We start from the raw sequence: 23,528 nt of genomic DNA, 5'->3' as shown, positions 1-23,528 counted from the left end.
CCGGCACCGCTTCCGGTCTAGGCGGGGAGCCCCAGCTCACGGGCGATGAGCATCTTCTGCACCTCGCTCGTTCCCTCGCCGACCTCCAGGATCTTCGCGTCGCGGTAGAACCGGCCCACCGGGTAGTCGTTCATGAACCCGTAGCCGCCGAACACCTGCGTGGCGTCGCGGGCGTTGTCCATGGCCGCGTTGGAGGCCAGCAGCTTCGCGATCGCCGCCTCCTTCTTGAAGGGCTCGCCCGCCAGCATGCGCGACGCCGCGTCGTAGTACGCCAGCCGCGCCCCGTGCACGCGCGACTCCATCTCGGCGATCTTGAACTGGATCGCCTGGTAGTGCCCGATCGGGTGGCCGAAGGCGTGCCGCTCGTGGGCGTAGCGCACGCTCTCGTCCACGCACCCCTGCGCCAGGCCGACGGAGAGCGCGGCGATGGCGATGCGGCCCTCGTCCAGGATCCGCAGGAACTGCGCGTACCCGCGTCCGCGCTCGCCCACCAGGTTGGCCTCGGGCACCCGGCAGTCCTCGAAGACCAGCTCGTTGGTGTCGGAGGCGTTCCACCCGACCTTGGAGTACTTCTGGCCCACGGAGAAGCCCGGCGTGCCCTTCGGCACCAGGATCGAGGAGATCTCCGGCCGCCCGTCCTCCCGCCGGCCCGTGACGGCGGTGACGGTGACGAGGGAGGTGATGTCCGTGCCCGAGTTCGTGATGAACGACTTGGTCCCGTTGATCACCCACTCGCCGCCCTCCAGCCGCGCGGTGGTCCGGGTCGCCCCGGCGTCGGAGCCGCCGCCCGGCTCGGTCAGCCCGAAGGCGCCGAGGGCCTCACCGGAGGTGAGCCGGGGCAGGTGCGCCTTCCTCTGCTCGTCGGTGCCGAACCGGTAGATCGGCATGGCGCCCAGCGACACCCCCGCCTCCAGGGTGATGGCCACCGACGAGTCCACCCGGGCGAGCTCCTCCAGGGCCAGGCACAGGGCGAAGTAGTCGCCGCCCATCCCCCCGTGCTCCTCCGGGAACGGCAGCCCGAACAGGCCCATCCGGCCCATCTTGGCGACGATCTCGTACGGGAACGCGCCCCGCTCGTAGAAGTCGCCGATCACCGGGGCGACCTCGGTCCGGGCGAACTCCTCCACGGCGGCCCGAAGGTCGGCGTGCTCGGTCGACAGCTCGTGACGGCTCATGGCGTGTGCTCCTCGCGGGTGGCGGGGGTGGGAACGGACGGGTCCGGCGGGGCGTCGGCGGGCTCGGCCCGGACGGGTTCGACGGTGACCAGGGGCGCGTCCATGGGTACGGACGCGCCCGGCCGCACCGCCACGCCGGTGACGGTGCCGTCGAAGGGGGAGGGGACGGAGTGCTCCATCTTCATGGCCTCCACGACGGCGAGCGTGGTCCCGGCGAGGACCGCCTGGCCCACCTTTACGGGGACGGCGAGCACCGTCCCCGGCATGGGGCTGCGCACGGTGCCGTCGACCGCCGCGTCGTCGTCGCGCAGCGCCGCCGCCACCGGCTCCTCGTGCAGGGTCCACGCGGTGCCCCCGGCGCCCAGCCACCGGTGCCCGGTGGCGGGGTCGTCGGCGCGCGCGTAGGTGCGGGTGCGCCCCGCGTGGGTGACGGTCAGGCGGGACCCGTCCGCGGAGCGGCGTGCCGTCGCGGCGACGGGCGCGCCGTCGTCCACCCGCACCAGGTAGGCGCCGGGGGCCCCGGCCGCGCCGTCGCGCCGGACCCGGACGACCGCGGAGTCGTGCCGGGGCGCGCGCAGGCGCCAGGGGGTCCACGCCGGGCCGCCCATCCGCCACCCGTCGGGGGTGGCGAACCGGTCCGCCGAGGGGCCCGCCCCTCCGGGTTCCAGGTCGAGCTGGTGGTCCAGGGCCGCCGCCGCGTACACGTGCTCGGGAAGCGCCCCGGACGCGGGCTCCGGCGGATCCGTCTCGATCAGGTCGGTGCTCAGGTCGCCCGCCGCCACACGCGGGTGGCGCAGCAGCCTGCGCAGGAACGCGGTGTTGGTGACGCACCCCAGCAGCACGTACGCGCCCAGGGCGGCGTCCATCCGGCGCAGCGCCTCGGCCCGGTCCGGGCCCCAGGTGATGACCTTGGCGAGCATCGGGTCGAACGCGGAGGTCACCTCGCCCCCCGCCGCGACACCGGAGTCCACCCGGGCGCCGGAGGGCTCGGACAGTGCCAGGACGGGGCCGCCGGTGGGCAGGAACCCCCGGTCGGCGTCCTCGGCGTAGATCCGCGACTCCACAGCGTGCCCCTGCCAGGACACGTCTTCCTGGCCGAAGGGGAGCGGGTCGCCCAGGGCGATCCGGACCTGGAGCTCGACCAGGTCGATGCCGCGCCCGCCGCGGATCGCGACGACCTCCTCGGTGACGGGGTGCTCCACCTGGAGCCGGGTGTTCATCTCCAGGAACGAGAACGAGAGCTCCGGCTCCCCGTCGCCCCCGGACACCTCGGCGATGAACTCGACCGTCCCCGCGCCCGTGTAGCCGCACGAGCGCGCGGCGGCCACGGCCGCCCCGCCCATGGCCTCCCGCTGGGCGGCGGTGAGCAGGGGGGACGGGGCCTCCTCCACCACCTTCTGGTGGCGGCGCTGGAGGCTGCACTCGCGCTCGCCCAGGTGGACGACGTTGCCGTGGCCGTCGGCGAGGACCTGCACCTCGATGTGCCGGGGCCGCCGGACCAGGCGCTCCACCAGCAGGGTGGAGTCGCCGAACGACGCGAGGGCCTCCCGCCGGGCGGCCGCGGCGGCGGCCACCAGGTCGTCGGGGGCGTGGACGGCCCGCATGCCCTTGCCGCCGCCGCCCGCGGACGGCTTGAGGAGCAGGGGGTACCCGGTCTCCGCGGCGGCGTGCAGCAGCGCGTCGTCGTCCAGCGGCTGTCCGGGCTTCTCGGCGAACCCGCCCAGGACCGGCACGCCCGCGGCGGCCACCGTGTCCTTGGCGCGGATCTTGTCGCCCATCGCCTCGATCGCCGAGGCGGGAGGTCCGACGAAGACCAGGCCCGCCCCGGCGCAGGCCCGGGCGAACCCGGCGTTCTCCGACAGGAAGCCGTAGCCGGGGTGCACCATGGAGGCGCCCGACTCCAGGGCCGCCGCGACGATCGCGCCGGAGTCCAGGTAGCCGTCCACGCGCAGGGCGAGGTCGGCTGCGAGCGTGTGGGGTGCGCCGGCGTCGGCGTCGGTGTGCACGGCCACCGAGCCGATCCCCATGCGCTTCAGGGTGCGGATGATCCGCAGGGCGATCTCGCCCCGGTTGGCGACCAGCACGGTCGCGGGGGAGTGGGACGTTCGTGGCGTCGTGGTCAAGGGTTCCTCACATCCGGAAGACGCCGTAGCCCACCGGGTCCAGTGGCGCGTGGCGGGCGGCGGACAGGGCCATGGCGAGCACGTCGCGGGTGTCGGCGGGGTCGATGACGCCGTCGTCCCACAGGCGGGCGGTGGAGTAGTACGGGCTGCCCTGTTCCTCGTACCGGTCGCGGATGGGCGCCTTGAAGGCCTCCTCGTCCTCCGCGGACCACGCCTCGCCGCGCCCCTCCAGCTGGTCGCGGCGGACCGTGGACAGCACCGAGGCGGCCTGTTCCCCGCCCATCACCGAGATGCGGGCGTTGGGCCACATCCACAGGAACCGGGGGGAGTACGCCCGGCCGCACATGCTGTAGTTGCCCGCGCCGAACGACCCGCCGATGACGACGGTGAACTTGGGGACGCGGGCGCAGGCCACGGCGGTGACCATCTTCGCCCCGTGCTTGGCGATGCCGCCCGCCTCGTAGTCGCGGCCCACCATGAACCCGGAGATGTTCTGGAGGAAGACGAGGGGGACGCCGCGCCGGTCGCACAGCTCGATGAAGTGGGCGCCCTTGAGCGCGGACTCGGCGAAGAGGATGCCGTTGTTGGCGATGATCCCGACCGGGTGGCCGTGGAGGTGGGCGAACCCCGTGACCAGGGTCGTCCCGTACTCGGCCTTGAACTCGGTGAACTCGCTGCCGTCCACGATCCGGCCGATCACCTCCCGCACGTCGTACGGGGTGCGGGTGTCGGCGGGGACCACCCCGTAGAGCTCGTCCGGGTCCAGCGCGGGCGGCCGCGGCCCGCGCGTCTCCCACGCGGGCGGGCCGGGCGGAGCGAGGGTGTCGGCGATGCGCCGCACGATGGTGAGCGCGTGGGCGTCGTCGTCGGCCAGGTGGTCGGTGACCCCCGACACCCGCGAGTGCAGGTCGCCGCCGCCCAGCTCCTCGGCGGTCACGACCTCGCCCGTGGCGGCCTTCACCAGCGGGGGGCCGCCCAGGAAGACGGTCCCCTGGTCGCGGACGATGACCGCCTCGTCGCTCATCGCCGGGACGTAGGCGCCGCCCGCCGTGCACGAGCCCAGCACCGCCGCGATCTGCGGGATGCCCAGCTTCGACATGGTGGCCTGGTTGTAGAAGATCCGCCCGAAGTGCTCGCGGTCGGGGAAGACGTCGTCCTGCATCGGCAGGAACGCGCCGCCCGAGTCGGCGAGGTAGACGCAGGGGAGGCGGTTGTGCAGCGCCACCTCCTGGGCGCGCAGGTGCTTCTTGACGGTCATCGGGTAGTAGCTGCCGCCCTTGACCGTGGCGTCGTTGGCGACCACGACCACCGGTCGGCCCATGACCCGGCCCACGCCGGCGATCATCCCGGCGCCGGGCGCGTCCCGGCCGTCCTCGCCGTAGAGCCCGTCGGCGGCCAGCGGGGAGATCTCCAGGAAGGGGGAGCCGGGGTCGAGGAGGAGGTCGACGCGGTCGCGCGGCAGGAGCTTGCCGCGCCCGACGTGCCGTGCCCGGATCTTCTCCGGGCCGCCCGGCGCGGCGGCGGCGATCCGCTCGCGCAGCTCCAGGGCGAGGGCGCGGTTCGCCGCGTCGTTGGCGGCGAACGCGGGCCCGGCGGTGTCCACCGCCGAGCCGAGCACTGGTGCCCTGCTCATGGTGTCCTCTCGTGGAGGGATGTTAATGCTCACTAACAACCGTGATGTTAGTAACTACTAACATGGGTGTCCAGGGCCCGGGAGGCGCGAGTCACCCCGGAGCCACCCGCGGGCGAGGAGGGGCGGAGCGGATGGGGCCGAGACCGACGGGCGAGCGCCGGACGGCGATCCTGGGCGCGGCGGCGGGGCTCTTCGCCGAACGCGGCTACCGGGGGGTGTCCATCGACGACCTCGGCCGCGCCGTCGGCACCACCGGCCCTGCCCTGTACCGGCACTTCCCCGGCAAACAGGCACTCCTCGGCGAGGTGCTGGTCGACATCAGCGACCGCCTGGCGAGGCAGGGCAGGGAGCTGGTGGCGGAGGCGGCGAGTGCGGACGGCGCCCTGGAGGCGCTGCTGCGCGGACACATCGCGTTCGCCCTGGACGAGCCCTCCCTGATCACCGTGCACGACCGGGAGCTGGGCAACCTCACCGAGCCCGACCGGCGGCGCGTGCGCCGCCTCCAGCGCGGTTACGTCGAGGAGTGGGTGGGCGTGCTCGCCGAACTCCGGCCCGGGGCGTCCCCGACCGTGCTCCGCGCCGCCGTGCACGCCGTGTTCGGCCTGCTCAACTCCACCCCCCACAGCAGGGGCGAGCTGCCCCGGCCGCACATGGCCGAGCTGCTGCTCTCCATGGGCCGCGCCGCCCTCACCTCCCCCGACGCCGCGCCTCCGGCCGTGTAGCGCGGGGCCGGCACCCCGCCGTGCCCGCGGTCCCCCCGGTCCGCGGTCCCCGTTCCCGCGCTCCCCCGCACCGCCGCCGTGGCCCGCCGACCCCGGACGGGGTACGAGGGTGCCCGGATTTGGGGGAGGCGATGCCGTGGGGTGACCCCGGCCGGGGTAGACCCGACGGACACCGATCCGGGGAGGCGGACATGAACGTGGTGACCAGGGGCTTTCGCGGGCGCGGGGGCCAGGACCCCGCGCGGGTTCCCCCGGGGCAGTACGAGACGCACGACTTCCCCGTGCTGTCCGCCGGACCCACGCCCCGGGTGGACACCGGGGAGTGGACCTTCTCGGTCGAGGCGGAGACGGGGCGGACGCGGGTGTGGACCTGGGAGGAGTTCCGGGCCCTGCCCCAGGAGCGGCCCCGCGTCGACATCCACTGCGTCACCCGCTGGTCGAAGCTGGACACCGACTGGGAGGGCGTCAGCCTCGACGTCCTGCTGGAGGACGTGGAGACCACCGCCGAGTACGCCCTCGCGTCCAGCTACGGCGGCTACACCACGAACCTCCCGCTCCAGGACCTCACCGACGGACAGGCGTGGATCGTGCACACCTTCGACGGAGAGCCGCTCGCCCCCGAGCACGGGGGACCGGCCCGGCTGATCGTGCCGCACCTGTACTTCTGGAAGTCGGCCAAGTGGGTGCGCGGGATCAGCCTGCTCCATCAGGACGAGCCCGGGTTCTGGGAGCAGGCCGGGTACCACGACTACGGCGACCCGTGGCGCGAGCAGCGCTACCGGGGCGACTGATGGTCGCGTGGCGGCCCGCGACCCTGGCGGCCGACCGCTGGGAGACCGACAGCGCCCGGACGCTGGTGCTCGACGTGCCCGGCTGGCCCGGCCACCGTGCGGGCCAGCACGTGGACGTCCGGCTGACCGCCGAGGACGGCTACACCGCCCAGCGCGGCTACTCGGTGGCCTCGGCCGACGAGGGGGAGCGGATCGAGCTCACCGTGCAGCGGGTGGAGGGCGGGGAGGTCTCCTCCTACCTCGTGGACGTGTTCGCGCCGGGGGACGCGGTGGAGGTGCGCGGCCCGCTGGGCGGCTGGTTCGTGTGGGACGCCGCGTCCCCGGACCCGGTGGTCCTGGTGGGCGGCGGCTCCGGGGTGGTGCCCCTGATGGCGATGGTGCGTGAGCGGCGCAGGGTGGGGAGCCGGGCGCTCTTCCGGGTCCTGTACTCGGTGCGCACGCCGGAGGACCGGTACTACCGGGGGGAGCTGGGCGCCCACCGGCCCGGGGACGGGGGAGTGGACCTGTTCGTCGCCTACACGCGCCGGGCCCCGGAGGCCTCGCCCCGCGGACCCGGGCGCCTGGGCGCGGCCGAGCTGAACACCCACGGGTTCCCGGCCGAGTTCGCCCCGGTGTGCTTCGTGTGCGGGCCGACCGGTTTCGTGGAGACGGCCTCCGACGCCCTCGTGGCCCTGGGGCACGACCCGAGACGGGTCCGGACCGAGCGGTTCGGATCCGGTGGAGGTGCCAGATGACCGAACCGGAGCACGTCGACGCCAACGCCCTGGCGGGCCCGCTGTCGGAGATCCTGTCCGTGGACCTGACCGCCGCCGAGCGGCGGTGCTCGGTGTGCGGGGCGTGCGGGGTGTTCGCGGAGCTGCACGTGACGGTGGACGGCCCGGGACTGGTGGCGAGCTGCCCGGTGTGCCGGACCCTGGTCCTGCGGCTGGTGCGCACCCCCGACAGCGTCTGGGTGGACCTGGGCGGGACGGGGGTCGTGCGGGTGCGCCTGGAGACGTGAGGCGGGGGCCTGCGGCGGTCGGCGGCGACCGCCGGACGGGCCCCGGCTCCGGGGCGGTGAGGGGGCGCCGGTCCCGGGTGGGCGGAACGGGCGGGGACGGGCGGCCGGCCTGCCGCCCGTCCCCGCCCCCCACGGGAGTGCGCCGGGACTCCCCGCGGAGGGGTCTCCCGGCGGCGCGCCTACGGCCGCGCGCCGATCGCGTCGGCGGGCTTCGCCGGGGCCTGCGCCGGGGCGTCCGCGTCGGCGGGCGCCTCCTCCGCGGTGGCCTCGGACGGGGCTTCGACCACACCGGCCGGGGCCTGCGCCGGGGCGTCCGCGTCGGCGGGCGCGTCCTCCTGCGGCCTCACGGGGCCGGTCGCCCCGCCGGGAGCGCCGTCCTCGGCGGCGGACCCGGGCGCCTGCTGTCCGGGTGCTTCCTGGCCCGGGGCCCCCTGTCCGGGCGCCTGCTGTGCCGGAGCCTCCTGGGCCGGCGCCTCCTGTGCCGGGCTCCCCTGGTTCGGCCCGGCGGGACCGGTCGGCCCCTGCGCGCCCTCGGGGGCCTCCTCCGCGGGAACGTCCGCCGGAACGGGGTCGGCGTCCTTCCCGGGGTCGGAGGCGTTGCCGTCGATCCAGTCCACGAGGGCCTGGACGGTGACGGCCTCGAAGGTCCCGTGGGGAGACCACTCCCCGGGGCCCTCCGCCGAGGCGGCGAGGGCGGCGCCCGCGCCGAGCACGGTCAGTCCTCCGGCCAGGGCGGTGGTGGCGGCGATCCTGGTGAACGCACGCATGCTTTTTCACTGCTCCTTCCAGGTCAGGCGGCGACACGCTTCGTGATCGTGTCGTTACATACAGTCACCAGTGTTCCGGATCGCAGGTCATCCCGGGGTTTCGCGGGGATGAAGGACGCGTATGCCTTTCCCGTCCCGGGCCAAGAGGCGACAAAGTCCCAGGGACCCCCGGCGGGAAACGTCCCGGATCGCCTCCTCCGGTCGTACATTTGGCCGCGGTGATAGTGGGTACGCCTGCGTCCAACGTCCCCCAGACACGCCATGACGTCCCGTACCACGACACGGAGAAGGAGCGGTGTATATGTCTCGGCCTCGGATCGTGGTGGTCGGCGCAGGTTTCGGTGGACTCCACACCCTGCGTCACCTCGAACGCCGTATCCCGGCGGGGGCGGCCGACATCGCCCTCGTCGCCCCGCACGACTACATGCTCTACAGCCCGCTGCTGCCCCAGGTCGCCTCAGGGCTGCTCACACCCCAGTCGGTCGCCATGTCCGTGCACCGGCTCACCAGGGAGACCAGGCTCGTCCCGGGACACGCCGTCGGCGTGGACACCCGTGACCGCGTCGTCCTCGTCCGCCGGCCCACCGGTGAGCTCGCGCCCCTCCGCTACGACCGGCTGGTGCTCGCGCCGGGGGGACTCACCCGGGCCTTCGACATCCCCGGGCTCACCGAGCACGCCTACGGCGCCAAGACCCTGGCGGAGGCCGTGCTCCTGCGCGACCACGTCCTCGCCCAGCTGGAACTGGCCAACGACACCCGCGACCCCGCCGAGCGGGAGGAGCGCTGCCGCTTCGTCGTGGTCGGCGGGGGCTACACCGGTGTCGAGACCGCCGCTTCCCTGATGCGGCTCTGCCAGGAGGCGGCCAAGCGCTACCCGGAGCTGCGCTCGGTGATCCGCTGGCACCTCGTCGACATCGCGCCCAAGGTGCTGCCCGAGCTCGGCGACCGGCTGGGCCGCAAGGCGCTCGACCTGCTGCGCTCCCTGGGGATCGAGGTCAAGCTCAAGGTGTCCGTGCGCGAGGTGAGCGCCGACAAGGTGGTCCTCACCGACGGCCGGGCCCTGCCCTGCCGGACACTGATCTGGACGGCGGGCGTCTCGCCCAGCCCGCTCATGGAGACCCTGGACAGGCCCACCCAGCGGGGCCGCCTGGAGGTGGACGCCGACCTGCGCGTGCCCGGGGTCCCGGAGGTGTTCGCCATCGGTGACGCCGCGGCGGTCCCCAACCTCGCCCAGGACGGCGGCGCCTACTGCCCGCCGACCGCGCAGTACGCCACACGCCAGGCCGCCACCGCCGCGGAGAACGTCGTCGCCTCCCTGCTGGGGCGTCCGCTGCGCGATTTCCGGCACAAGGACATGGGACTGGTGGTGGACCTGAGCGGCAGGGACGCGCTCGCGCGGGTCCTCAAGTTCGACCTGACCGGCCTCCCCGCGCTGGGCGTCACCCGCGGCTACCACATGATGGCGGTGCCGTCCCCGACCGCCCGGGCCCGCATCCTGGCCAACTGGGGGATCCGGGCGTTCACCGGCGGAGAGGTGTCGCGGCTGGGCTTCGCCGACGACGGCCGCCCCTCGTCGTTCGTCGCCAACGAGGCGGTCGACTACCTGGACGCCGCGACCTCGGGCAAGGAGGGGGCGCGCCTGCTGGAGAACGAGCGGGAGCGCTACGGAGAGGACTGAGGCCGCGCGGGCCGGCGGCGTGCGCCGGGCCCCGGGCGGGGCCCGGCCGTCGGGGCTCCGGCGGCCGCCCGGGCCGTGTCCGGCCGCGTCGCGGGGGAGTCCGGGGGAGCCCCCTAGGAGCGGACGAGGCGGGCGATGGCCTCGGACGCCTCGCGGACCTTCTCGTCGGCCTCCTCGCCGCCGTTGGCGACGGCGTGGGCCACGCAGTGCTTGAGGTGCTCGTCGAGGATGGCGAGGGAGAAGGACCGCAGCGCCTTGTTCACGGCCGACGTCTGGGTCAGGATGTCGATGCAGTACTGGTCGTCCTCGACCATGCGCTGGAGTCCGCGGATCTGTCCCTCGATCCGGCGCAGCCGGTTGATGTGACTCTGCTTGTCGTTGCTGTAACCGTGGGTCGCAGCCATGGTCCCGCTTCCGTGTTGTTCCTGCCCAGATGCCATTACCATACCCCCTACAGGTATCCAACCGCGGGGGTGTGGAACGCATTCCGCCGTCCCGGCCCCGTGCGCGTGGTGGTCAATGCGGCCGTAGTAGGAGTTTCCCAGACGAACGAGGGTCGATCGCCTCGCCGTCCCGGGCCGTAAACGTCCGGTCTGATCTGGGCAAGCCCGGGGCCGGGGGCCTTGCCCCCGCCACCGGCCGAGCCGACGATGGCCGTATGAGCGAAAGCGCCGAGAACGACATCATGGCCACCATCCGGGGACTGATGGACGAGGAGCACGCGCTCCGCTCCGCCCCCGGGGGACTGGAGCCGGAGGAACGCGGCCGCATGGAGGAGGTGGAGGCCGCGCTGGACCAGTGCTGGGACCTGCTCCGGCAGCGGCGGGCCCGCAGCGAGTTCGGCCAGGACCCCGACGAGGCGCGGGTCCGCCCCGCCTCCGAGGTCGAGAACTACCGCCAGTAGCCCCGGCGGTTCCAGCCACCCCGAGGCGAAACTTCATGTGCCCCGTGAGCGTCACACGGTGACACCGGCGCCGGGACGGGGGCCGTGCGCGCACGGCCCCCGTCCCCCCTGGAGCACAGAAGGAAGAGCATGTTCGCCACTCTCACCGGGTTGGGCCTGGCCTCCGCGGCGGGGCTCAACGCCTACATCCCCCTCCTCGCGGTCGGCCTGCTCGCCCGCTTCACCGACCTCGTCCCGCTCGGCGACGCCTGGCTGTGGCTCGAACACCCCGTCACCCTCGTGACCCTCGGCGTGCTGCTGGTCGTGGAGTTCGCCGCCGACAAGTTCCCCGCCGTCGACAGCGTCAACGACGTCATCCAGACCGTGGTGCGGCCCACCTCGGGAGGCATCGTCTTCGGCGCGGGGGCCTCGACGGTCGAGCTGTCCGAGATCACCGGCGCCGCCTCCGGCGCCGTGGCGGAGGACGGGACCGGGGTCTCCTGGATCCCGGTGATCGCCGGCGTGGTGGTCGCCCTGCTCTTCCACGTCGCCAAGGCGATGGCGCGGGTCGTGACCAACGGCGTCTCGCTCGGCTGCTCGGCCCCCCTCGTCTCCCTCCTGGAGGACTTCGTCAGCCTGGTCACCTCGCTGCTCGCGATCCTGGTGCCGCTGCTCGTCCTCGTCCTCTTCCCCGTGATGGTCGTCGGCGGCGCCCTGCTGGTCCGGCGCGTGCGCCGGACCCGGGCGGAGCGGCGCGCGGCCCGCGTCCCGGAGGCCCCGGACCCCGGTCACCCGAGGTGAGGTGGCCGAAAACGCATTCACGAACCGGGGCGAGGGGCCGTAAAGTGCTGCCGATGACTGAAACGACCTTCGACCGAACCGGTATCACCCACATCGTCTGGGACTGGAACGGCACCCTCCTGGACGACAACCACGCCAACCTCGCTGCGGTGAACGCCGTCTGCGCGCGGTTCGGCCGCGAGCCCGTGGAGATGGACTACTGGCGCTCCGTCTTCCGGCGGCCCCTCATCCCGTGCTACGAGGACCTCCTCGGCCGACCCTTCGCCGACGGCGAGTGGGAGCACGCGGAGCGGCTCTACGACAGCAGCTACCTGGAGCACCTGCACACCTGCGAGCTGAGCGAGGGCGTCCCGGACGTGCTGCACCGGTGGTCCGGCGGCGGCGGCACGCAGTCCCTGCTCTCCATGGCCTCGCACGAGCACCTGGTGCCCCTGGTCACCGAGCGCGGGCTCACCTCCCACTTCACGCGGGTCGACGGCCGCAGGTTCGCCACCGAGCACGACTCCAAGGCCGAACACCTGGTGCGCCACCTCGACCGCCAGGGCATCGACCCGGCCGGCGTCGTGCTGATCGGCGACATCGACGACGACGCGCGCGCCGCCCGCGAGGCGGGCGCCAGGTCCGTCCTGGTCGCCAGCGGGCTGATGGCGCGCGAGCGGCTGGAGGCCACGGGCTCCCCCGTGGTCGACTCCCCGGTGGCCGCCGTCGCGGCTCTGCTCGCCGCCTGACCCGCCGCGGCCGCAGACGTCCCGTGACCGGATCCCACGGGAGCGCGCGGCCCCTCGCGGGAGCCCGTCCCGACCGCGTTCCGGGCCGGGCCCGGCGGCGGCCGCCGCGCCGGTGACCTGCACCTACCACACGCCCCGGTCCTCCCTGCCGCGAGGCCGGGGCGTGGCGGCGGTGGTGGGGTGTTGTTAGATGGGTCTCACAGCAACACACAGCCACGCGATTGGGAAGGCGGGCCAATGACGGAGAGCAGAGTGCCCCGTGTGCTCTGGGAGCCCGACGAGGCGCGGACCGAGTCCTCGAACATCGTCGCGTTCGCCCGGTGGGCCTCGGAGAACAAGGGGGTCCGTGCGTTCGGCGGGGAGGCGGGCTCCCCGGCCGCGTCCTTCGACTACGACTCCCTCTGGCACTGGTCGGTCACCGACGTCGACGGCTTCTGGGAAGCGGTCTGGGAGTACTACGGAGTCCGGTCCGAGACCCCCTACGAGCGGGTGCTGGCCGAACGCGCCATGCCCGGCGCCTCGTGGTTCCCGGGGGCGACCCTCAACTACGCCCGACACGTCTTCGAGGGCCGCGACGACGCCCGCGTCGCCATCCGGCACGCCACCGAGCTGCGCGGACTCGGCGAGTGGACCTGGGGCGAACTCCGCCGGCGCACCGCCGCCATCGCCGCCGGGCTGCGCGGACTGGGGGTCGGCCCGGGCGACCGCGTGGCCGCGTACCTGCCCAACCTCCCCGAGACGGTCGCCGCGTTCTACGCCGTCGCCTCCCTCGGCGCAGTGTGGTCCTCCTGCTCGCCGGACTTCGGGGTCCGCAGCGTCATCGACCGCTTCGCGCAGATCGAGCCGAAGGTCCTCCTCGCCGTCGACGGCTACCGCTACGGCGGCAAGGACTTCGACCGGCGCCCCGTGGTCGACGAGCTGCGCGCCGCACTGCCCACCGCCGAGCACACCGTCCTCCTCGACCACCTCGCCCCCGGCGCCCCCCTCGACGGCACCATGCCCTGGGGGCAGTTGGAGGAGTCCGGCGCCGGGGCCGAACTGGAGTTCACCCCGGTCCCCTTCGACCACCCCCTCTGGGTGCTCTACTCCTCCGGGACCACCGGGCTGCCCAAGGCCATCGTGCACGGACACGGCGGCATCCTCCTGGAGCAGCTCAAGAACCTCCACCTCCACCTGGACGCCCGCGAGGACGACCGGGTCTTCTGGTTCACCACCACCGGCTGGATGATGTGGAACTTCCTGGTCAGCGTCCTGCTGACCCCGGCCTCCATCGTCCTGTACGACGGCAGCCCGGCGGCGCCCGACATGGGCGCGCTCTGGGACCTGGCCGCCGAAGCCGGGGTGACCGTCTTCGGCACCAGCGCGGGCTTCCTGGCCTCCTCGATGAAGGAGGGCGTCCACCCCCGCGAGGGGCGCGACCTCTCCCGCCTCAAGGCCATCGGCTCCACCGGCTCACCCCTCAGCCCCGAGGCGTTCTCCTGGGTCTACGACGAGTTCGGCGCAGACCTCTGGCTGTTCTCGACCTCCGGCGGCACCGACGTGTGCAGCTGCCTGGTCGGCGGGACGCCCACGCTGCCGGTCTACGAGGGCGAGATCCAGTCCCGGGCGCTCGGCATGGCGGTCGCCTCCTGGGACCCCGAGGGCAGGGAGCTCACCGGCGAGGTGGGCGAGCTCGTCGTCACGCAGCCCGCGCCGTCCATGCCCGTCTTCTTCTGGGGGGACGAGGACGGCGAACGCCTCCGCGACAGCTACTTCTCCGTCTACCCGGGGGTCTGGCGGCACGGCGACTGGATCGAGATCACCGACCGCGGCACGGCGATCATCTACGGCCGCTCGGACTCCACCATCAACCGCGGCGGCGTCCGCATGGGCACCAGCGAGATCTACCGCGCCGTCCTCGCCCTCGACGACGTCGTGGACGCCCTCGTGGTGGACGTGCCCCAGGAGGACGGCTCCTCCAGGATCGAGCTGTTCACCGTCCTGCGCGAGGGGGCCGACCTGGAGGGCGACCTGCCCGGGGAGATCGCCCGGCGCATCCGCACCGACTGCTCGCCCCGCCACGTGCCCGACCGCGTGCGCGCCATCGCGGCCGTGCCCCGGACCCTGTCCGGGAAGGTGCTGGAGGTCCCGGTCAAGCGCATCCTCATGGGCGAGGACCCCGAGAAGGTCGCCAGCCGCGACTCCCTGGCCAACCCGGAGGCCCTGGACCGCTTCAGCGAACTGAAGGGCTGACCCGGGCCCTCCGCCCGCGCGGCCGGCCTGCCGGGGCGGATCACGCGGAACACGCGCGAGGGGCCGGGCCCGCCTCCGTGGCGGAGCCCGGCCCCTCGCGCCGGGGCGGGGTCAGCGCAGGAAGGACTCCAGCGCGTCGACCACGGCCTCCGGCTGCTCCTCGGGCAGGTAGTGCCCGCAGTCGGCGATCTCGGCCACCCGGACGTCGGCGCCCTTGGAGGGCATCAGGTCCCTCAGGTAGGCGTAGTTGCTCTCGTCGCCGCCCAGGGCGAGGAGCGGCGCCTCCACCTTCCCGTAGTCCCTCTCGTGCTCGATGTCGGTGTTGAAGGCGCGGTACCACGCGTTGCCGGAGCGGATGGCGTCCGCCGTGGAGTAGGCGCGGCCGTAGACCTGCCGGGAGCGTTCGTCGATCGAGGCGGGGTCCTTGGCCGAGCGGTCGAAGAGCCAGTCGGAGAGCAGGCGGTAGCGGCCCTCCAGCAACGCCTCCGGCAGGCCCTGCACCTGGTTGAGGGCGAACCACCACAGGTAGGAGCCGGACACGCCCGTCCGGTCGGGGTCGACGTACTGGTGCGGTCCGGGCAGGAGGGTGAAGGAGGACCAGTCCCCGTCCGGGTGGGGGACGTCCAGGAGGCAGATCCGGCCGGTCGACTCCGGGAAGAGGGCGGCGTGGGCGTAGGCGACCATCGCGCCGATGTCGTGTCCCGCGATGCTGACGCGGGTCAGCCCGAGGTGTTCGGCGAGGGCGTGGACGTCGCGCGCCATGGTCCTCTTGTCGTAGCCCCCCTCGGGCTTGGAGGAGGATCCCATGCCGCGCAGGTCCACGGCGATCACCCGGCGGCGGCGCGCCAGCGCGGGCATCACCTTGTTCCACTGCCACCAGGTCTGCGGCCACCCGCCCAGCAGGATCAGGGGATCCCCGTCCCCGTCCCCGTCCCCGCCGGAGACGTAGTGCAGCCGGACGCCGTCGACGTCGGCGTGGCGGCTGGAGAAGCCGCCGTCGAGCGAGTGTGCGAGCGCGGTGTCGCTCAGGGGGTCGACCGTGGTCATGTGGGGGTCCTCTGTCCGGGGGCTGCGGCCGTCCTTTTGTACGAAAAAACCGTACAAACGAACTGTACGGAATCCTCGTACGGATGTGCGTCGGCTGTCAAGGCCCTCGGGCCGCTGTTCGTACGGCATTCCCGTACAGTGGTCGCATGGCAGGACTCCACCACCCCGACGCCGCCGACATCGAGCTCGTCGACGTGCTCGCCGCCCTGGGCCACCCCGTCCGGATGGAGGTCGCCCGCACACTCGCCGACGGCGAGGAGCGGTTCTGCGGCGAGGTCGTCCCCGAGATCCCGAAGTCGAGCATGACCCACCACCTGCGTGTGCTCCGGGAGAGCGGGGTCATCCGCCAGCGGCCCGACGGGCGCAGGCTCTACCTCGCCCTGCGCTGCGCTGACATCGACGGGCGCTTCCCCGGCCTGCTCGACATCCTCCTCGCCGCGTCCCCTCCGCGGTCGTCGCCGTGACCGCTCCCCGGTCCGGCGGAACGGCATTCCGCGCGTGGCCGTCTGTGGCCACGCGGTGGCGGCGCCGCGCATTGTTGCGGGGGACAGAACGGGCATAGCCTGACGGGCGTGGCACAGAACCAGTCTGACGACACCTCCACGGCCCCCGCCGGACCGCCCTCGCCGAAGGCGCGGATCGACGGCATCGACGCGGCCCGCGCCCTCGCCGTCTTCGGGATGTTCGTCGTCCACCTCGGGGTGGCCTCGATGGGTTTCCTGTCGCCCGAGAACTACGCGTGGGACCTGCACGGCATCGTGCGGGGCAACTCCTCGGCGCTCTTCGCCCTCCTCGCCGGGGTCTCCCTGGCGTTCATGACCGGACGCACCGTCCCCGCCGCCGGGGAACCGCTGCGCCGGGCCATCGCGCGCATCCTCACCCGGGCCGTCCTCATCGGGCTCCTCGGCGCGGTCCTGGACGTCATGGCGGTGCCGATCGCGATCATCCTCACCTACTACGCCGGGTTCTTCCTGCTGGCGCTGCCGCTGGTGAAGCTGCGCCCGGGCGCGCTGTGGGCGGTGGCGGGCGCCCTGGCCGCCGTCGGACCGTTCCTGTCGTTCGCGCTGCGCGAGGCCTTCTTCCCCCCGCAGCTGCGGAGCGGCTCGGTGCCGACGCTCACGGAGTTCTTCCTGACCGGCTACTACCCGGCGGTCACCTTCATGGTCTTCGTGGTCGCGGGCATGGCCGTCGGACGGCTCGACCTCACCGCCACCGCCGTCAGGGTGCGCCTGGCGGTCACGGGCGCGGCGCTGTCCGTGTTCGCCTACGGGGGGTCGTGGCTGGCACTCGGCCCCCTGGGCGGGCTGGACCGGCTCGTCGCGGCCAGCGGCCCGGAGCTCACCGGCCTGACACCGGAGGCCGCCGCCGATCCGGCGGTGGCGGAGCAGGTGCGGTACGCGGTCACCGACCACGCCGAGTCGATCTCGGGGCAGGTCCCGACCGACACCTGGTGGTGGCTGGCGGTCAACACGCCGCACACCGGCACCACCTTCGAGATCGCCGAGGCGGTCGGCCAGGGCCTCCTCGTGCTCGTGGCCTGCCTGTTCCTGTGCGACCGGTTCCGGATCGCCATGTACCCGCTGACCTCGGTCGGCCGGATGCCGCTCACCGTCTACAGCGGGCACATCCTCGTCCTGGCGGTGGTCATCGGGGCCGCCGGATCCGCGTGGGCCTCCCCGTGGCTGCTGGAGTGGTTCGTCCTCGGGGCCCTCCTGTTCGCCACCCTCTGGAGGCTGCTCGTCGGCAGGGGGCCGGCCGAACTCCTCCTCGGCGAGGCGGCGAACGGGGCCGTCTCCCTCGTCGACGAGCGAAGACGGACTAGCGGAGGCCGTCCCGGCGGGTGATGTTCGCGGAGGTGCGGTCCCGGTGGGCGAGGGAGTCGCTGCTGGTGCGGGAGTTCTGCCGGATGAGCCGCCGGGCGTCGTCGGCCGCGGAGCGCGCCGCCGACCGGCTCGCCACGGGCCGCTGGGACACCTCGGCGTCCTCGGGCAGGCCGATGTCCACCGGCAGCCCCGCGCGGCTGATCACCCGGAGCTGGGCGCCCTCCTGCGACTGCGAGGGGCGGATGTCCCCGTCGGGGGTGCGCCACGCCCTCATGCGCTCGCGGAGCCAGTCGGTGCCCTGCCGCTCCGGACCGAGGGGCCAGGGCGCCCCGTCGGGGCGGTGGCCCAGGGCGTGCAGCACGTCGGAGACGGTCCACCCGGCGGAGAAGAAGCGCGCCGTCTCCTCGCGCAGGAACCGGAAGTCCACGCGGCGCAGCGACGGGTCCTCCCTGCGCAGGGTCTCGCAGGCGTCGTGGACGTCCCGGGGCGTGTGCCGGGGGCGGTGCATCGGGTCGGCCTCGGGCTTGCGCAGCAGCGCGTCGTCGACCGTCACGATCACCTCGCCGCGCCGGTTGTCCCAGATGCTCACGTCGTCGCGTGCCCACCTCTGGGACTCGACGAGGGCAGCCGCCATCCTGCGCAGGTCGACGCGGTCGTCGTCGGTGCTGATCCGGAACTCCGCCATGGGGCAAGCGTACGCCGACCCCGGCGGCCGCGTGTCAGGACCCGCCCCCGGCGGCGAGCGGCCGGACCATCACCAGCTGTATGCCGTCCGGCTCGGTGAAGAGGCGCCGGCCCGTGAAGGAGAACCCGGCGGCCCCGTACACCCGCGCGGCCCGCCGGTTGGCCTCGTCGACGCACAGCACCAGTTCGGAGGCGTCCGGCGCGACCTCCGCCGCGAGCCGGTCCAGCAGCGGGGCCGAGCACGAGGCCCGTCCCACCCCCTTCCCCTCCCAGTCCGGGGCGACGTGGAAGGCGCGCAGCAGAACCGCGTGCGCGGGATCCGGCACCAGGTCGCGCGCGTGCACCGCCCGGTCCAGGACGCCGAAACCCGCGCACGAGGCACGCGCCCCGGCCGCGTCCCGCACCGGTCCGGGCCCCGCCACGACCGCGAAGGGGGTGCGTGCCGGGTCGGCGTCGGCGAGGGGGAGCGTGGCCGCGGGCGCCCTCACGTACCCGCGCCGTCCGGGCAGCGGACGGTGCTCCAGCACGGCCGCCCTGAGCAGGGCGGACTCGGAGGTTCCCCGGTCCAGGCGCACCAGGCGCAGCTCCGGGGGGCCGGACCGCCGGGCGCCGGCCGTGCCCGGCCGGCCTGCGGCGCCGTCCCCGTCCCCCGTGCGGCCGGCGGCGTCCTCGCCCGTGCGCGGACCGGTCCGCCCCGTCGTGTTCGCTGGTGCCACCGCTCGCTCCTGTCGACTCGGCCGGGCCCTTCCGGAGCCCGGCGGGGGTCCGGTCCGCGCCAGTCTCGCACCCGGTCCGGGCGGCGTGGAGGAGTACCCCGGTCTAGACCGCGCGAGCCCCCGATGCCGGTGAGGTCCCGGCCCGAGTGTCCGTTTTCAGGGATTTTCCCACCCGGGTTGGAGGAAACCACCACTCGGCTCACCGGTCCTGGTTGGAGGCTTCTCCAACCTTCGGCAATGCCCTCAGGGCGGATACTGACGGCCGCTCCGCCCGGGGTTATGGTGACTGCCTGAGTGCCCGGCCCCGGGGGCGACCCCGGCCGGACGCCCGGGGAACGGGCCTTCGCGCACGCTTCCCCGAACCGCTTCCGCCGACCTCGGCGGGCGGACCGGCCAGCAACCCGATCGAGCAGTAGGTGCCCGTGCCCCACACCGCATTCGCGCCCGAGGCGACGACCAACCGCGCCCTCAGGGCGTTCCTGCACGGACTTCCGGGCGTGGACGAGGTCGGCGCGCGGTCCCGGGCCCAGGACCTGGCGACCCGGTCGATCAAGACCACCGCCAAGGCCAGGGCCGTCGACCTGGCCATCAGCATGGTCGACCTGACCACCCTGGAGGGGGCCGACACCGTCGGCAAGGTCCGGGCCCTGTGCGCCAAGGCCGCCAACCCCGACCCCTCGGACCGCACCGTGCCGCGCGTCGGCGCCGTGTGCGTCTATCCGGACATGGTCGCCACCGCCGTCGCGGCGCTGGGCGGCACCGGGATCGGGGTGGCCTCGGTGGCCACCGCCTTCCCGTCCGGCCGGGCCCCGATGGAGGTCAAGCTCGCCGACACCCGCCGCGCCGTCGCCGACGGCGCGAGCGAGATCGACATGGTCATCGACCGGGGGGCGTTCCTGTCCGGCGACTACCTCAAGGTCTTCGAGGAGATCGCCGCCGTCAAGGAGGCCTGCGGCGCCGCGCACCTCAAGGTCATCCTGGAGACCGGCGAACTCGTCACCTACGACAACGTCCGGCGCGCCTCGCACCTGGCGATCCGGGCCGGGGCCGACTTCGTCAAGACCTCCACCGGCAAGGTGTCCCCGGCCGCGACGCCGCCGGTCACCCTGGTGATGCTGGAGGCCGTCCGCGACCACCACGCCGACACCGGGCGGCGCGTGGGCGTCAAACCCGCCGGGGGCATCCGCACCACCAAGGACGCCGTCCGCAACCTGGTCATGGTCAACGAGGTCGCCGGCCCCGACTGGCTGACCCCCGACCTGTTCCGGATCGGCGCCTCCAGCCTCCTCAACGACCTGCTCATGCAGCGCACCAGGCTGACCACCGGCACCTACCCGGGCCCCGACTACTACACGCTGGACTAGAGCCGTGATCTTCGAGTACGCGCCCGCACCGGAGTCCCGCTCCGTCGTCGCCCTGCGCGAGACCTACGACCTGTTCGTCGACGGAGGGTTCTCCCCCGCCGAGGGCGGGGAGTACCTCACCACCCTCAACCCCGCCGACGAGACCCCGCTCGCGCGGGTCGCCGTCGCCGGGCCCGCCGACGTCGACCGCGCCGTCGCCGCCGCCCGCCGCGCCCAGGAGACCGTGTGGGGCCGGATGAGCGGTGCCGAACGCGGCAAGTACCTGTTCCGCATCGCCCGCATCGTCCAGGAGCGCTCGCGCGAACTGGCCGTGCTGGAGTCGCTGGACAACGGCAAGCCCATCAAGGAGACCCGCGACGTCGACGTGCCGCTGGTCGCCGCGCACTTCTTCTACTACGCCGGGTGGGCCGACAAGCTCGCGCACGCGGGCCTCGGCCCGGACCCGAAGCCGCTCGGCGTCGCCGCGCAGGTCATCCCGTGGAACTTCCCGCTGCTCATGCTCGCGTGGAAGGTGGCACCCGCCCTGGCCACCGGCAACACCGTGGTCCTCAAGCCGGCCGAGACCACCCCGCTCACCGCGATGGTCTTCGCCCAGATCTGCCAGGAGGCCGAGCTGCCCCCGGGCGTGGTCAACATCCTGACCGGCGCGGGCGAGACCGGGCAGGCCCTGGTCGAGCACCCCGGCGCCGACAAGGTGGCCTTCACCGGCTCCACCGGGGTGGGGCGCCGGATCGCCCGCTCCGTCGCGGGCACCGGCAAGCGCCTCACCCTCGAACTGGGCGGCAAGGGCGCCAACATCGTCTACGACGACGCGGCGATCGACCAGGCCGTCGAGGGCGTCGTCTCGGGCATCTTCTTCAACCAGGGCCACGTGTGCTGCGCGGGCTCCCGGCTGCTGGTCCAGGAGTCGGTCGCCGAGGAGTTCCTCCCGCTGCTCAAGGCGCGGATCTCCAAGCTGCGCCTGGGCGACCCCCTGGACAAGAACACCGACATCGGGGCGATCAACTCCGCCGCCCAGCTGGAGCGGATCCGCGAGATCACCGACACCGGGGAGGCCGAGGGCGCCGAGCGCTGGTCGCCCGCCTGCGACCTGCCGGAGAACGGCTACTGGTTCGCCCCCACGGTCCTGACCGGCGTCAGCCAGGCCCACCGGGTCGCCCGCGAGGAGATCTTCGGGCCCGTCCTGTCCGTCCTGACCTTCCGCACCCCCGAGGAGGCGGTGGAGAAGGCCAACAACACCCCCTACGGCCTCTCCGCGGGCGTGTGGACCGAGAAGGGCTCCCGCATGCTGTGGACCGCCGAGCGCCTGCGCGCGGGCGTGGTCTGGTCCAACACGTTCAACAAGTTCGACCCCACCAGCCCCTTCGGCGGCTACAAGGAGTCGGGATACGGCCGCGAGGGCGGACGGCACGGATTGGAGGCCTACCTTGGCTGAGCGGCGAAGCACCGGGAAGGCCGGCAGGGGCGCGGCCGAGGCCGCCGAGGGCCGGGGAGGGAGCGCGGCCCCCGCGTCCGGCGTGCCCGCGCGCCTCGCGGTCCGCAAGACCTACAAGCTCTACGTGGGCGGGGCCTTCCCCCGCTCGGAGTCGGGCAGGAGCTACCCCGTGACCTCCTCGAGCGGCGAACACCTGGCCAACGCCTCCCTCGCGTCGCGCAAGGACGCGCGCGACGCCGTCACCGCGGCCCGCAAGGCCTTCGGGGGCTGGTCGTCGCGCACCGCCTACAACCGGGGCCAGGTCCTGTACCGGGTCGCGGAGGTCCTGGAGGGCCGGCGGGAGCAGTTCGCCGCCCAGGCGGCGGCCGCGCAGGGGTTGTCCCGCGCGGACGCCGACCGGGTGGTCTCCGCCGCCGTCGACCGGTGGGTGTACTACGCGGGCTGGACCGACAAGTTCGCCCAGGTGCTCGGCGGCGCCAACCCCGTGGCGGGCCCCTTCTACAACCACTCGGCCCCCGAGCCGACCGGCGTGGTGGCCGTGTTCGCGCCCCAGGACGCGCCGCTGCTCGGCCTGACCTCCGTGATCGCGCCGGTCGTCGCCACCGGCAACACGGCGGTGGTGGTCGCGTCCGAGAGCGCGCCCCTGGCCGCCGTCGACCTGGCCGAGGTGCTCGCCACCTCCGACCTCCCCGGCGGGGTGGTCAACCTGCTGACCGGCAGGGTGGGCGAGATCGGACCGCACCTGGCCTCCCACGCCGACGTCAACGCCCTGGACCTCGCCGGCTCCGGGGACCTGGCGGTCGAGTTCGAGCGGGCGGCGGCGACCACCCTCACCCGGGTGCTGCGGCCCCGGCCCGCGCCCGGCGGGGGTGAGGACGCCTGGCTCGACCCCGACCCGGGCACCTCGCGCATGACCCCCTTCCTGGAGACCAAGACGGTGTGGCACCCCGTCGGGGTGTAGAGAAGGGGGACCGGCGCCCCGGAGCGGGCGCCGGTCCGCGCGCGGAGGAGCGGCGGCGCCCGCGGACGGGCCGGGCCGCCCCCGACCGGTCATGTCCCGCCCCCCGCGCACCGGGGCGACACCCCGCGCCGCCGGCGCGGCACGAACGAACGGAGAGCACCCAGTGACTCGCACACCCCAGGCCGCCGCAGAGGACGCCGCCGCGGAGCTGCGCTCGCGCACTGGCGTCGACGAGTACGACGTCGCCCTGGTCATGGGATCGGGGTGGGCGCCCGCCGCCGACCTGCTCGGCGACTCGGGGCACGAGCTGGCCGCCTCCGACCTGCCGGGCTTCCGGCCCCCCGCGGTGGAGGGGCACAGCGGCACGATCCGCAGCATCCGCGACGGCGGCCGCAGCGTGCTCGCCTTCCTGGGCCGCACCCACCTGTACGAGGGCCACGGCACGGACGCGGTCGTGCACGGCGTGCGCACGGCCGTGGCCGCCGGGGCCCGGACCGTCGTCCTGACCAACGCCGCGGGCGGCATCAACCCCGCCTACGCGGTGGGCTCCCCGGTGCTGATCGCCGACCACCTCAACATGACCGCGAGGTCGCCGCTCACCGGCGCCACCTTCGTGGACCTCACCGAGACCTACACCCCCGCCCTGCGCGAGCTGGCCCGCAGGGTGGACCCGGACCTGCCCGAGGGCGTCTACGCGGCCATGCCCGGCCCGCACTTCGAGACCCCCGCCGAGATCCGCATGCTCCGCGCCATGGGAGCCGACCTGGTCGGCATGTCCACCGTCCTGGAGGCCATCGCCGCCCGCGAGGCGGGCGCCCAGGTCCTCGGCCTGTCGCTCGTCACCAACATCGCAGCCGGGCTGGAGGGCGCCAACCTCGACCACGAGGACGTGCTCGCCACGGGCCGGGAGTCCGCGGGAACCGTCGGCCGCCTGCTCGCCGACATCGTCGCCGGGCTCTGAGGGA

23 protein-coding genes are annotated in these 23,528 nt (G+C 74.0%); 15 read left to right on the top strand and 8 right to left on the bottom strand.

From position 1 onward, the window contains the following. Window positions 1-17 precede the first annotated feature (17 nt). The 3 genes from ACFQBR_RS11485 to ACFQBR_RS11475 are packed head-to-tail and all read right to left on the bottom strand — an operon-like array spanning window position 18 to window position 4,916. The gene (locus ACFQBR_RS11485) at window positions 18-1,175 is read right to left on the bottom strand and encodes an acyl-CoA dehydrogenase family protein (protein WP_267948775.1); all 1,158 of its coding nucleotides are present in this window, start codon (window positions 1,173-1,175) and stop codon (window positions 18-20) included. After that, window positions 1,172-3,298, bottom strand: a complete 2,127-nt coding sequence (locus ACFQBR_RS11480) for an acetyl/propionyl/methylcrotonyl-CoA carboxylase subunit alpha (protein WP_344186638.1) — start codon at window positions 3,296-3,298, stop codon at window positions 1,172-1,174. The genes ACFQBR_RS11485 and ACFQBR_RS11480 overlap by 4 nt, the downstream gene beginning before the upstream one ends. Window positions 3,299-3,305: 7 nt before the next feature. Beyond that, window positions 3,306-4,916, bottom strand: a complete 1,611-nt coding sequence (locus tag ACFQBR_RS11475) for a carboxyl transferase domain-containing protein (RefSeq protein WP_267950294.1) — start codon at window positions 4,914-4,916, stop codon at window positions 3,306-3,308. Window positions 4,917-5,062: 146 nt separating this feature from the next. Between ACFQBR_RS11475 and ACFQBR_RS11470 the strand changes: the two genes are divergently transcribed. The 4 genes from ACFQBR_RS11470 (at window position 5,063) to ACFQBR_RS11455 (ending at window position 7,444) form a co-directional block, all read left to right on the top strand. Further along, the gene (locus ACFQBR_RS11470) at window positions 5,063-5,653 is read left to right on the top strand and encodes an SACE_7040 family transcriptional regulator (protein ID WP_330156607.1); all 591 of its coding nucleotides are present in this window, start codon (window positions 5,063-5,065) and stop codon (window positions 5,651-5,653) included. Window positions 5,654-5,844: 191 nt separating this feature from the next. Continuing rightward, a complete protein-coding gene (locus ACFQBR_RS11465) occupies window positions 5,845-6,444 on the top strand; it encodes a sulfite oxidase-like oxidoreductase (RefSeq protein ID WP_267948778.1) in 600 nt (199 codons plus the stop codon). After that, window positions 6,444-7,178: an FAD-binding oxidoreductase gene (locus tag ACFQBR_RS11460; protein WP_344179857.1), complete on the top strand. Its 735-nt coding sequence runs from the start codon at window positions 6,444-6,446 to the stop codon at window positions 7,176-7,178. The genes ACFQBR_RS11465 and ACFQBR_RS11460 overlap by 1 nt, the downstream gene beginning before the upstream one ends. Beyond that, the gene (locus ACFQBR_RS11455) at window positions 7,175-7,444 is read left to right on the top strand and encodes a DUF6510 family protein (protein ID WP_267948780.1); all 270 of its coding nucleotides are present in this window, start codon (window positions 7,175-7,177) and stop codon (window positions 7,442-7,444) included. The genes ACFQBR_RS11460 and ACFQBR_RS11455 overlap by 4 nt, the downstream gene beginning before the upstream one ends. Window positions 7,445-7,623: 179 nt before the next feature. On the opposite strand, the gene ACFQBR_RS11450 is transcribed toward ACFQBR_RS11455, so the two are convergent. Beyond that, window positions 7,624-8,211, bottom strand: coding sequence for a hypothetical protein (locus ACFQBR_RS11450; protein WP_378553169.1), 588 nt, complete (start codon window positions 8,209-8,211; stop codon window positions 7,624-7,626). Window positions 8,212-8,512: 301 nt separating this feature from the next. Between ACFQBR_RS11450 and ACFQBR_RS11445 the strand changes: the two genes are divergently transcribed. Next, window positions 8,513-9,889, top strand: a complete 1,377-nt coding sequence (locus ACFQBR_RS11445) for an NAD(P)/FAD-dependent oxidoreductase (protein ID WP_267948782.1) — start codon at window positions 8,513-8,515, stop codon at window positions 9,887-9,889. A 113-nt stretch (window positions 9,890-10,002) separates the two neighbouring features. Here the strand turns inward: ACFQBR_RS11445 and ACFQBR_RS11440 are convergent, their stop codons facing one another. Further along, entirely contained in the window at window positions 10,003-10,293 is a 291-nt protein-coding gene (locus ACFQBR_RS11440; protein ID WP_267948783.1) for a metal-sensitive transcriptional regulator, read from the bottom strand. A 254-nt stretch (window positions 10,294-10,547) separates the two neighbouring features. Between ACFQBR_RS11440 and ACFQBR_RS11435 the strand changes: the two genes are divergently transcribed. The 4 genes from ACFQBR_RS11435 to ACFQBR_RS11420 all read left to right on the top strand — a co-directional run bounded on the left by ACFQBR_RS11435 (window position 10,548) and on the right by ACFQBR_RS11420 (window position 14,533). Next, complete coding sequence (locus ACFQBR_RS11435) at window positions 10,548-10,793, top strand: DUF2630 family protein (RefSeq protein ID WP_267948784.1); 246 nt, start codon at window positions 10,548-10,550, stop codon at window positions 10,791-10,793. A 129-nt stretch (window positions 10,794-10,922) separates the two neighbouring features. After that, window positions 10,923-11,573, top strand: coding sequence for a DUF4126 domain-containing protein (locus ACFQBR_RS11430; RefSeq protein WP_267948785.1), 651 nt, complete (start codon window positions 10,923-10,925; stop codon window positions 11,571-11,573). Window positions 11,574-11,626: 53 nt separating this feature from the next. Further along, entirely contained in the window at window positions 11,627-12,301 is a 675-nt protein-coding gene (locus ACFQBR_RS11425; RefSeq protein WP_344179853.1) for an HAD family hydrolase, read from the top strand. Between the two features lie 237 nt (window positions 12,302-12,538). Beyond that, window positions 12,539-14,533, top strand: a complete 1,995-nt coding sequence (locus tag ACFQBR_RS11420; RefSeq protein WP_344179851.1) for an acetoacetate--CoA ligase — start codon at window positions 12,539-12,541, stop codon at window positions 14,531-14,533. Window positions 14,534-14,644: 111 nt separating this feature from the next. Here the strand turns inward: ACFQBR_RS11420 and ACFQBR_RS11415 are convergent, their stop codons facing one another. After that, the gene (locus ACFQBR_RS11415) at window positions 14,645-15,580 is read right to left on the bottom strand and encodes an alpha/beta fold hydrolase (RefSeq protein WP_344179849.1); all 936 of its coding nucleotides are present in this window, start codon (window positions 15,578-15,580) and stop codon (window positions 14,645-14,647) included. Between the two features lie 146 nt (window positions 15,581-15,726). Between ACFQBR_RS11415 and ACFQBR_RS11410 the strand changes: the two genes are divergently transcribed. Together ACFQBR_RS11410 and ACFQBR_RS11405 are read left to right on the top strand one after the other, a co-directional pair. Next, window positions 15,727-16,044 carry an ArsR/SmtB family transcription factor gene (locus ACFQBR_RS11410; protein WP_344179847.1) on the top strand — a complete coding sequence of 106 codons (318 nt, stop codon included), beginning with the start codon at window positions 15,727-15,729 and terminating at the stop codon, window positions 16,042-16,044. Window positions 16,045-16,152: 108 nt separating this feature from the next. Then, complete coding sequence (locus ACFQBR_RS11405; RefSeq protein WP_267948790.1) at window positions 16,153-17,424, top strand: heparan-alpha-glucosaminide N-acetyltransferase domain-containing protein; 1,272 nt, start codon at window positions 16,153-16,155, stop codon at window positions 17,422-17,424. Here the strand turns inward: ACFQBR_RS11405 and ACFQBR_RS11400 are convergent. Further along, window positions 17,399-18,088: a hypothetical protein gene (locus ACFQBR_RS11400; protein ID WP_344179845.1), complete on the bottom strand. Its 690-nt coding sequence runs from the start codon at window positions 18,086-18,088 to the stop codon at window positions 17,399-17,401. The two genes, ACFQBR_RS11405 and ACFQBR_RS11400, sit on opposite strands and share 26 nt — an antisense overlap. A 34-nt stretch (window positions 18,089-18,122) precedes the next feature. Then, entirely contained in the window at window positions 18,123-18,803 is a 681-nt protein-coding gene (locus ACFQBR_RS11395) for a GNAT family N-acetyltransferase (RefSeq protein WP_344179843.1), read from the bottom strand. A 416-nt stretch (window positions 18,804-19,219) separates the two neighbouring features. On the opposite strand from ACFQBR_RS11395, the gene deoC reads away from it, so the two are divergent. From deoC to ACFQBR_RS11375, 4 genes are all read left to right on the top strand, one after another. Beyond that, the gene (gene deoC, locus ACFQBR_RS11390; protein ID WP_267948792.1) at window positions 19,220-20,167 is read left to right on the top strand and encodes a deoxyribose-phosphate aldolase; all 948 of its coding nucleotides are present in this window, start codon (window positions 19,220-19,222) and stop codon (window positions 20,165-20,167) included. Window positions 20,168-20,171: 4 nt separating this feature from the next. Continuing rightward, on the top strand, window positions 20,172-21,602 hold the full coding sequence (locus ACFQBR_RS11385; protein ID WP_267948793.1) for an aldehyde dehydrogenase family protein: 1,431 nt from the start codon (window positions 20,172-20,174) through the stop codon (window positions 21,600-21,602). Then, on the top strand, window positions 21,595-22,563 hold the full coding sequence (locus ACFQBR_RS11380) for an aldehyde dehydrogenase family protein (protein WP_378553156.1): 969 nt from the start codon (window positions 21,595-21,597) through the stop codon (window positions 22,561-22,563). The genes ACFQBR_RS11385 and ACFQBR_RS11380 overlap by 8 nt, the downstream gene beginning before the upstream one ends. Window positions 22,564-22,726: 163 nt before the next feature. Continuing rightward, on the top strand, window positions 22,727-23,524 hold the full coding sequence (locus ACFQBR_RS11375) for a purine-nucleoside phosphorylase (RefSeq protein ID WP_267948795.1): 798 nt from the start codon (window positions 22,727-22,729) through the stop codon (window positions 23,522-23,524). Window positions 23,525-23,528: the final 4 nt, after the last annotated feature.

This window comes from Nocardiopsis tropica, assembly GCF_042660575.1.
GTDB lineage: Bacteria > Actinomycetota > Actinomycetes > Streptosporangiales > Streptosporangiaceae > Nocardiopsis > Nocardiopsis tropica.
The sequence above is the reverse complement of the archived record's forward strand: the minus strand, read 5'-3'. Positions and strand labels throughout refer to the sequence as shown.

What these genes read in the sequence shown, in the direction of transcription:
- ACFQBR_RS11485 (WP_267948775.1), bottom strand. Translation starts at nt 1,175, where the DNA reads ATGAGCCGTCACGAGCTGTCGACCGAGCACGCCGACCTTCGGGCCGCC.
- ACFQBR_RS11470 (WP_330156607.1), top strand. Translation starts at nt 5,063, where the DNA reads ATGGGGCCGAGACCGACGGGCGAGCGCCGGACGGCGATCCTGGGCGCG.
- ACFQBR_RS11465 (WP_267948778.1), top strand. Translation starts at nt 5,845, where the DNA reads ATGAACGTGGTGACCAGGGGCTTTCGCGGGCGCGGGGGCCAGGACCCC.
- ACFQBR_RS11460 (WP_344179857.1), top strand. Translation starts at nt 6,444, where the DNA reads ATGGTCGCGTGGCGGCCCGCGACCCTGGCGGCCGACCGCTGGGAGACC.
- ACFQBR_RS11455 (WP_267948780.1), top strand. Translation starts at nt 7,175, where the DNA reads ATGACCGAACCGGAGCACGTCGACGCCAACGCCCTGGCGGGCCCGCTG.
- ACFQBR_RS11450 (WP_378553169.1), bottom strand. Translation starts at nt 8,211, where the DNA reads ATGCGTGCGTTCACCAGGATCGCCGCCACCACCGCCCTGGCCGGAGGA.
- ACFQBR_RS11445 (WP_267948782.1), top strand. Translation starts at nt 8,513, where the DNA reads ATGTCTCGGCCTCGGATCGTGGTGGTCGGCGCAGGTTTCGGTGGACTC.
- ACFQBR_RS11440 (WP_267948783.1), bottom strand. Translation starts at nt 10,293, where the DNA reads ATGGCTGCGACCCACGGTTACAGCAACGACAAGCAGAGTCACATCAAC.
- ACFQBR_RS11435 (WP_267948784.1), top strand. Translation starts at nt 10,548, where the DNA reads ATGAGCGAAAGCGCCGAGAACGACATCATGGCCACCATCCGGGGACTG.
- ACFQBR_RS11430 (WP_267948785.1), top strand. Translation starts at nt 10,923, where the DNA reads ATGTTCGCCACTCTCACCGGGTTGGGCCTGGCCTCCGCGGCGGGGCTC.
- ACFQBR_RS11425 (WP_344179853.1), top strand. Translation starts at nt 11,627, where the DNA reads ATGACTGAAACGACCTTCGACCGAACCGGTATCACCCACATCGTCTGG.
- ACFQBR_RS11420 (WP_344179851.1), top strand. Translation starts at nt 12,539, where the DNA reads ATGACGGAGAGCAGAGTGCCCCGTGTGCTCTGGGAGCCCGACGAGGCG.
- ACFQBR_RS11415 (WP_344179849.1), bottom strand. Translation starts at nt 15,580, where the DNA reads ATGACCACGGTCGACCCCCTGAGCGACACCGCGCTCGCACACTCGCTC.
- ACFQBR_RS11410 (WP_344179847.1), top strand. Translation starts at nt 15,727, where the DNA reads ATGGCAGGACTCCACCACCCCGACGCCGCCGACATCGAGCTCGTCGAC.
- ACFQBR_RS11400 (WP_344179845.1), bottom strand. Translation starts at nt 18,088, where the DNA reads ATGGCGGAGTTCCGGATCAGCACCGACGACGACCGCGTCGACCTGCGC.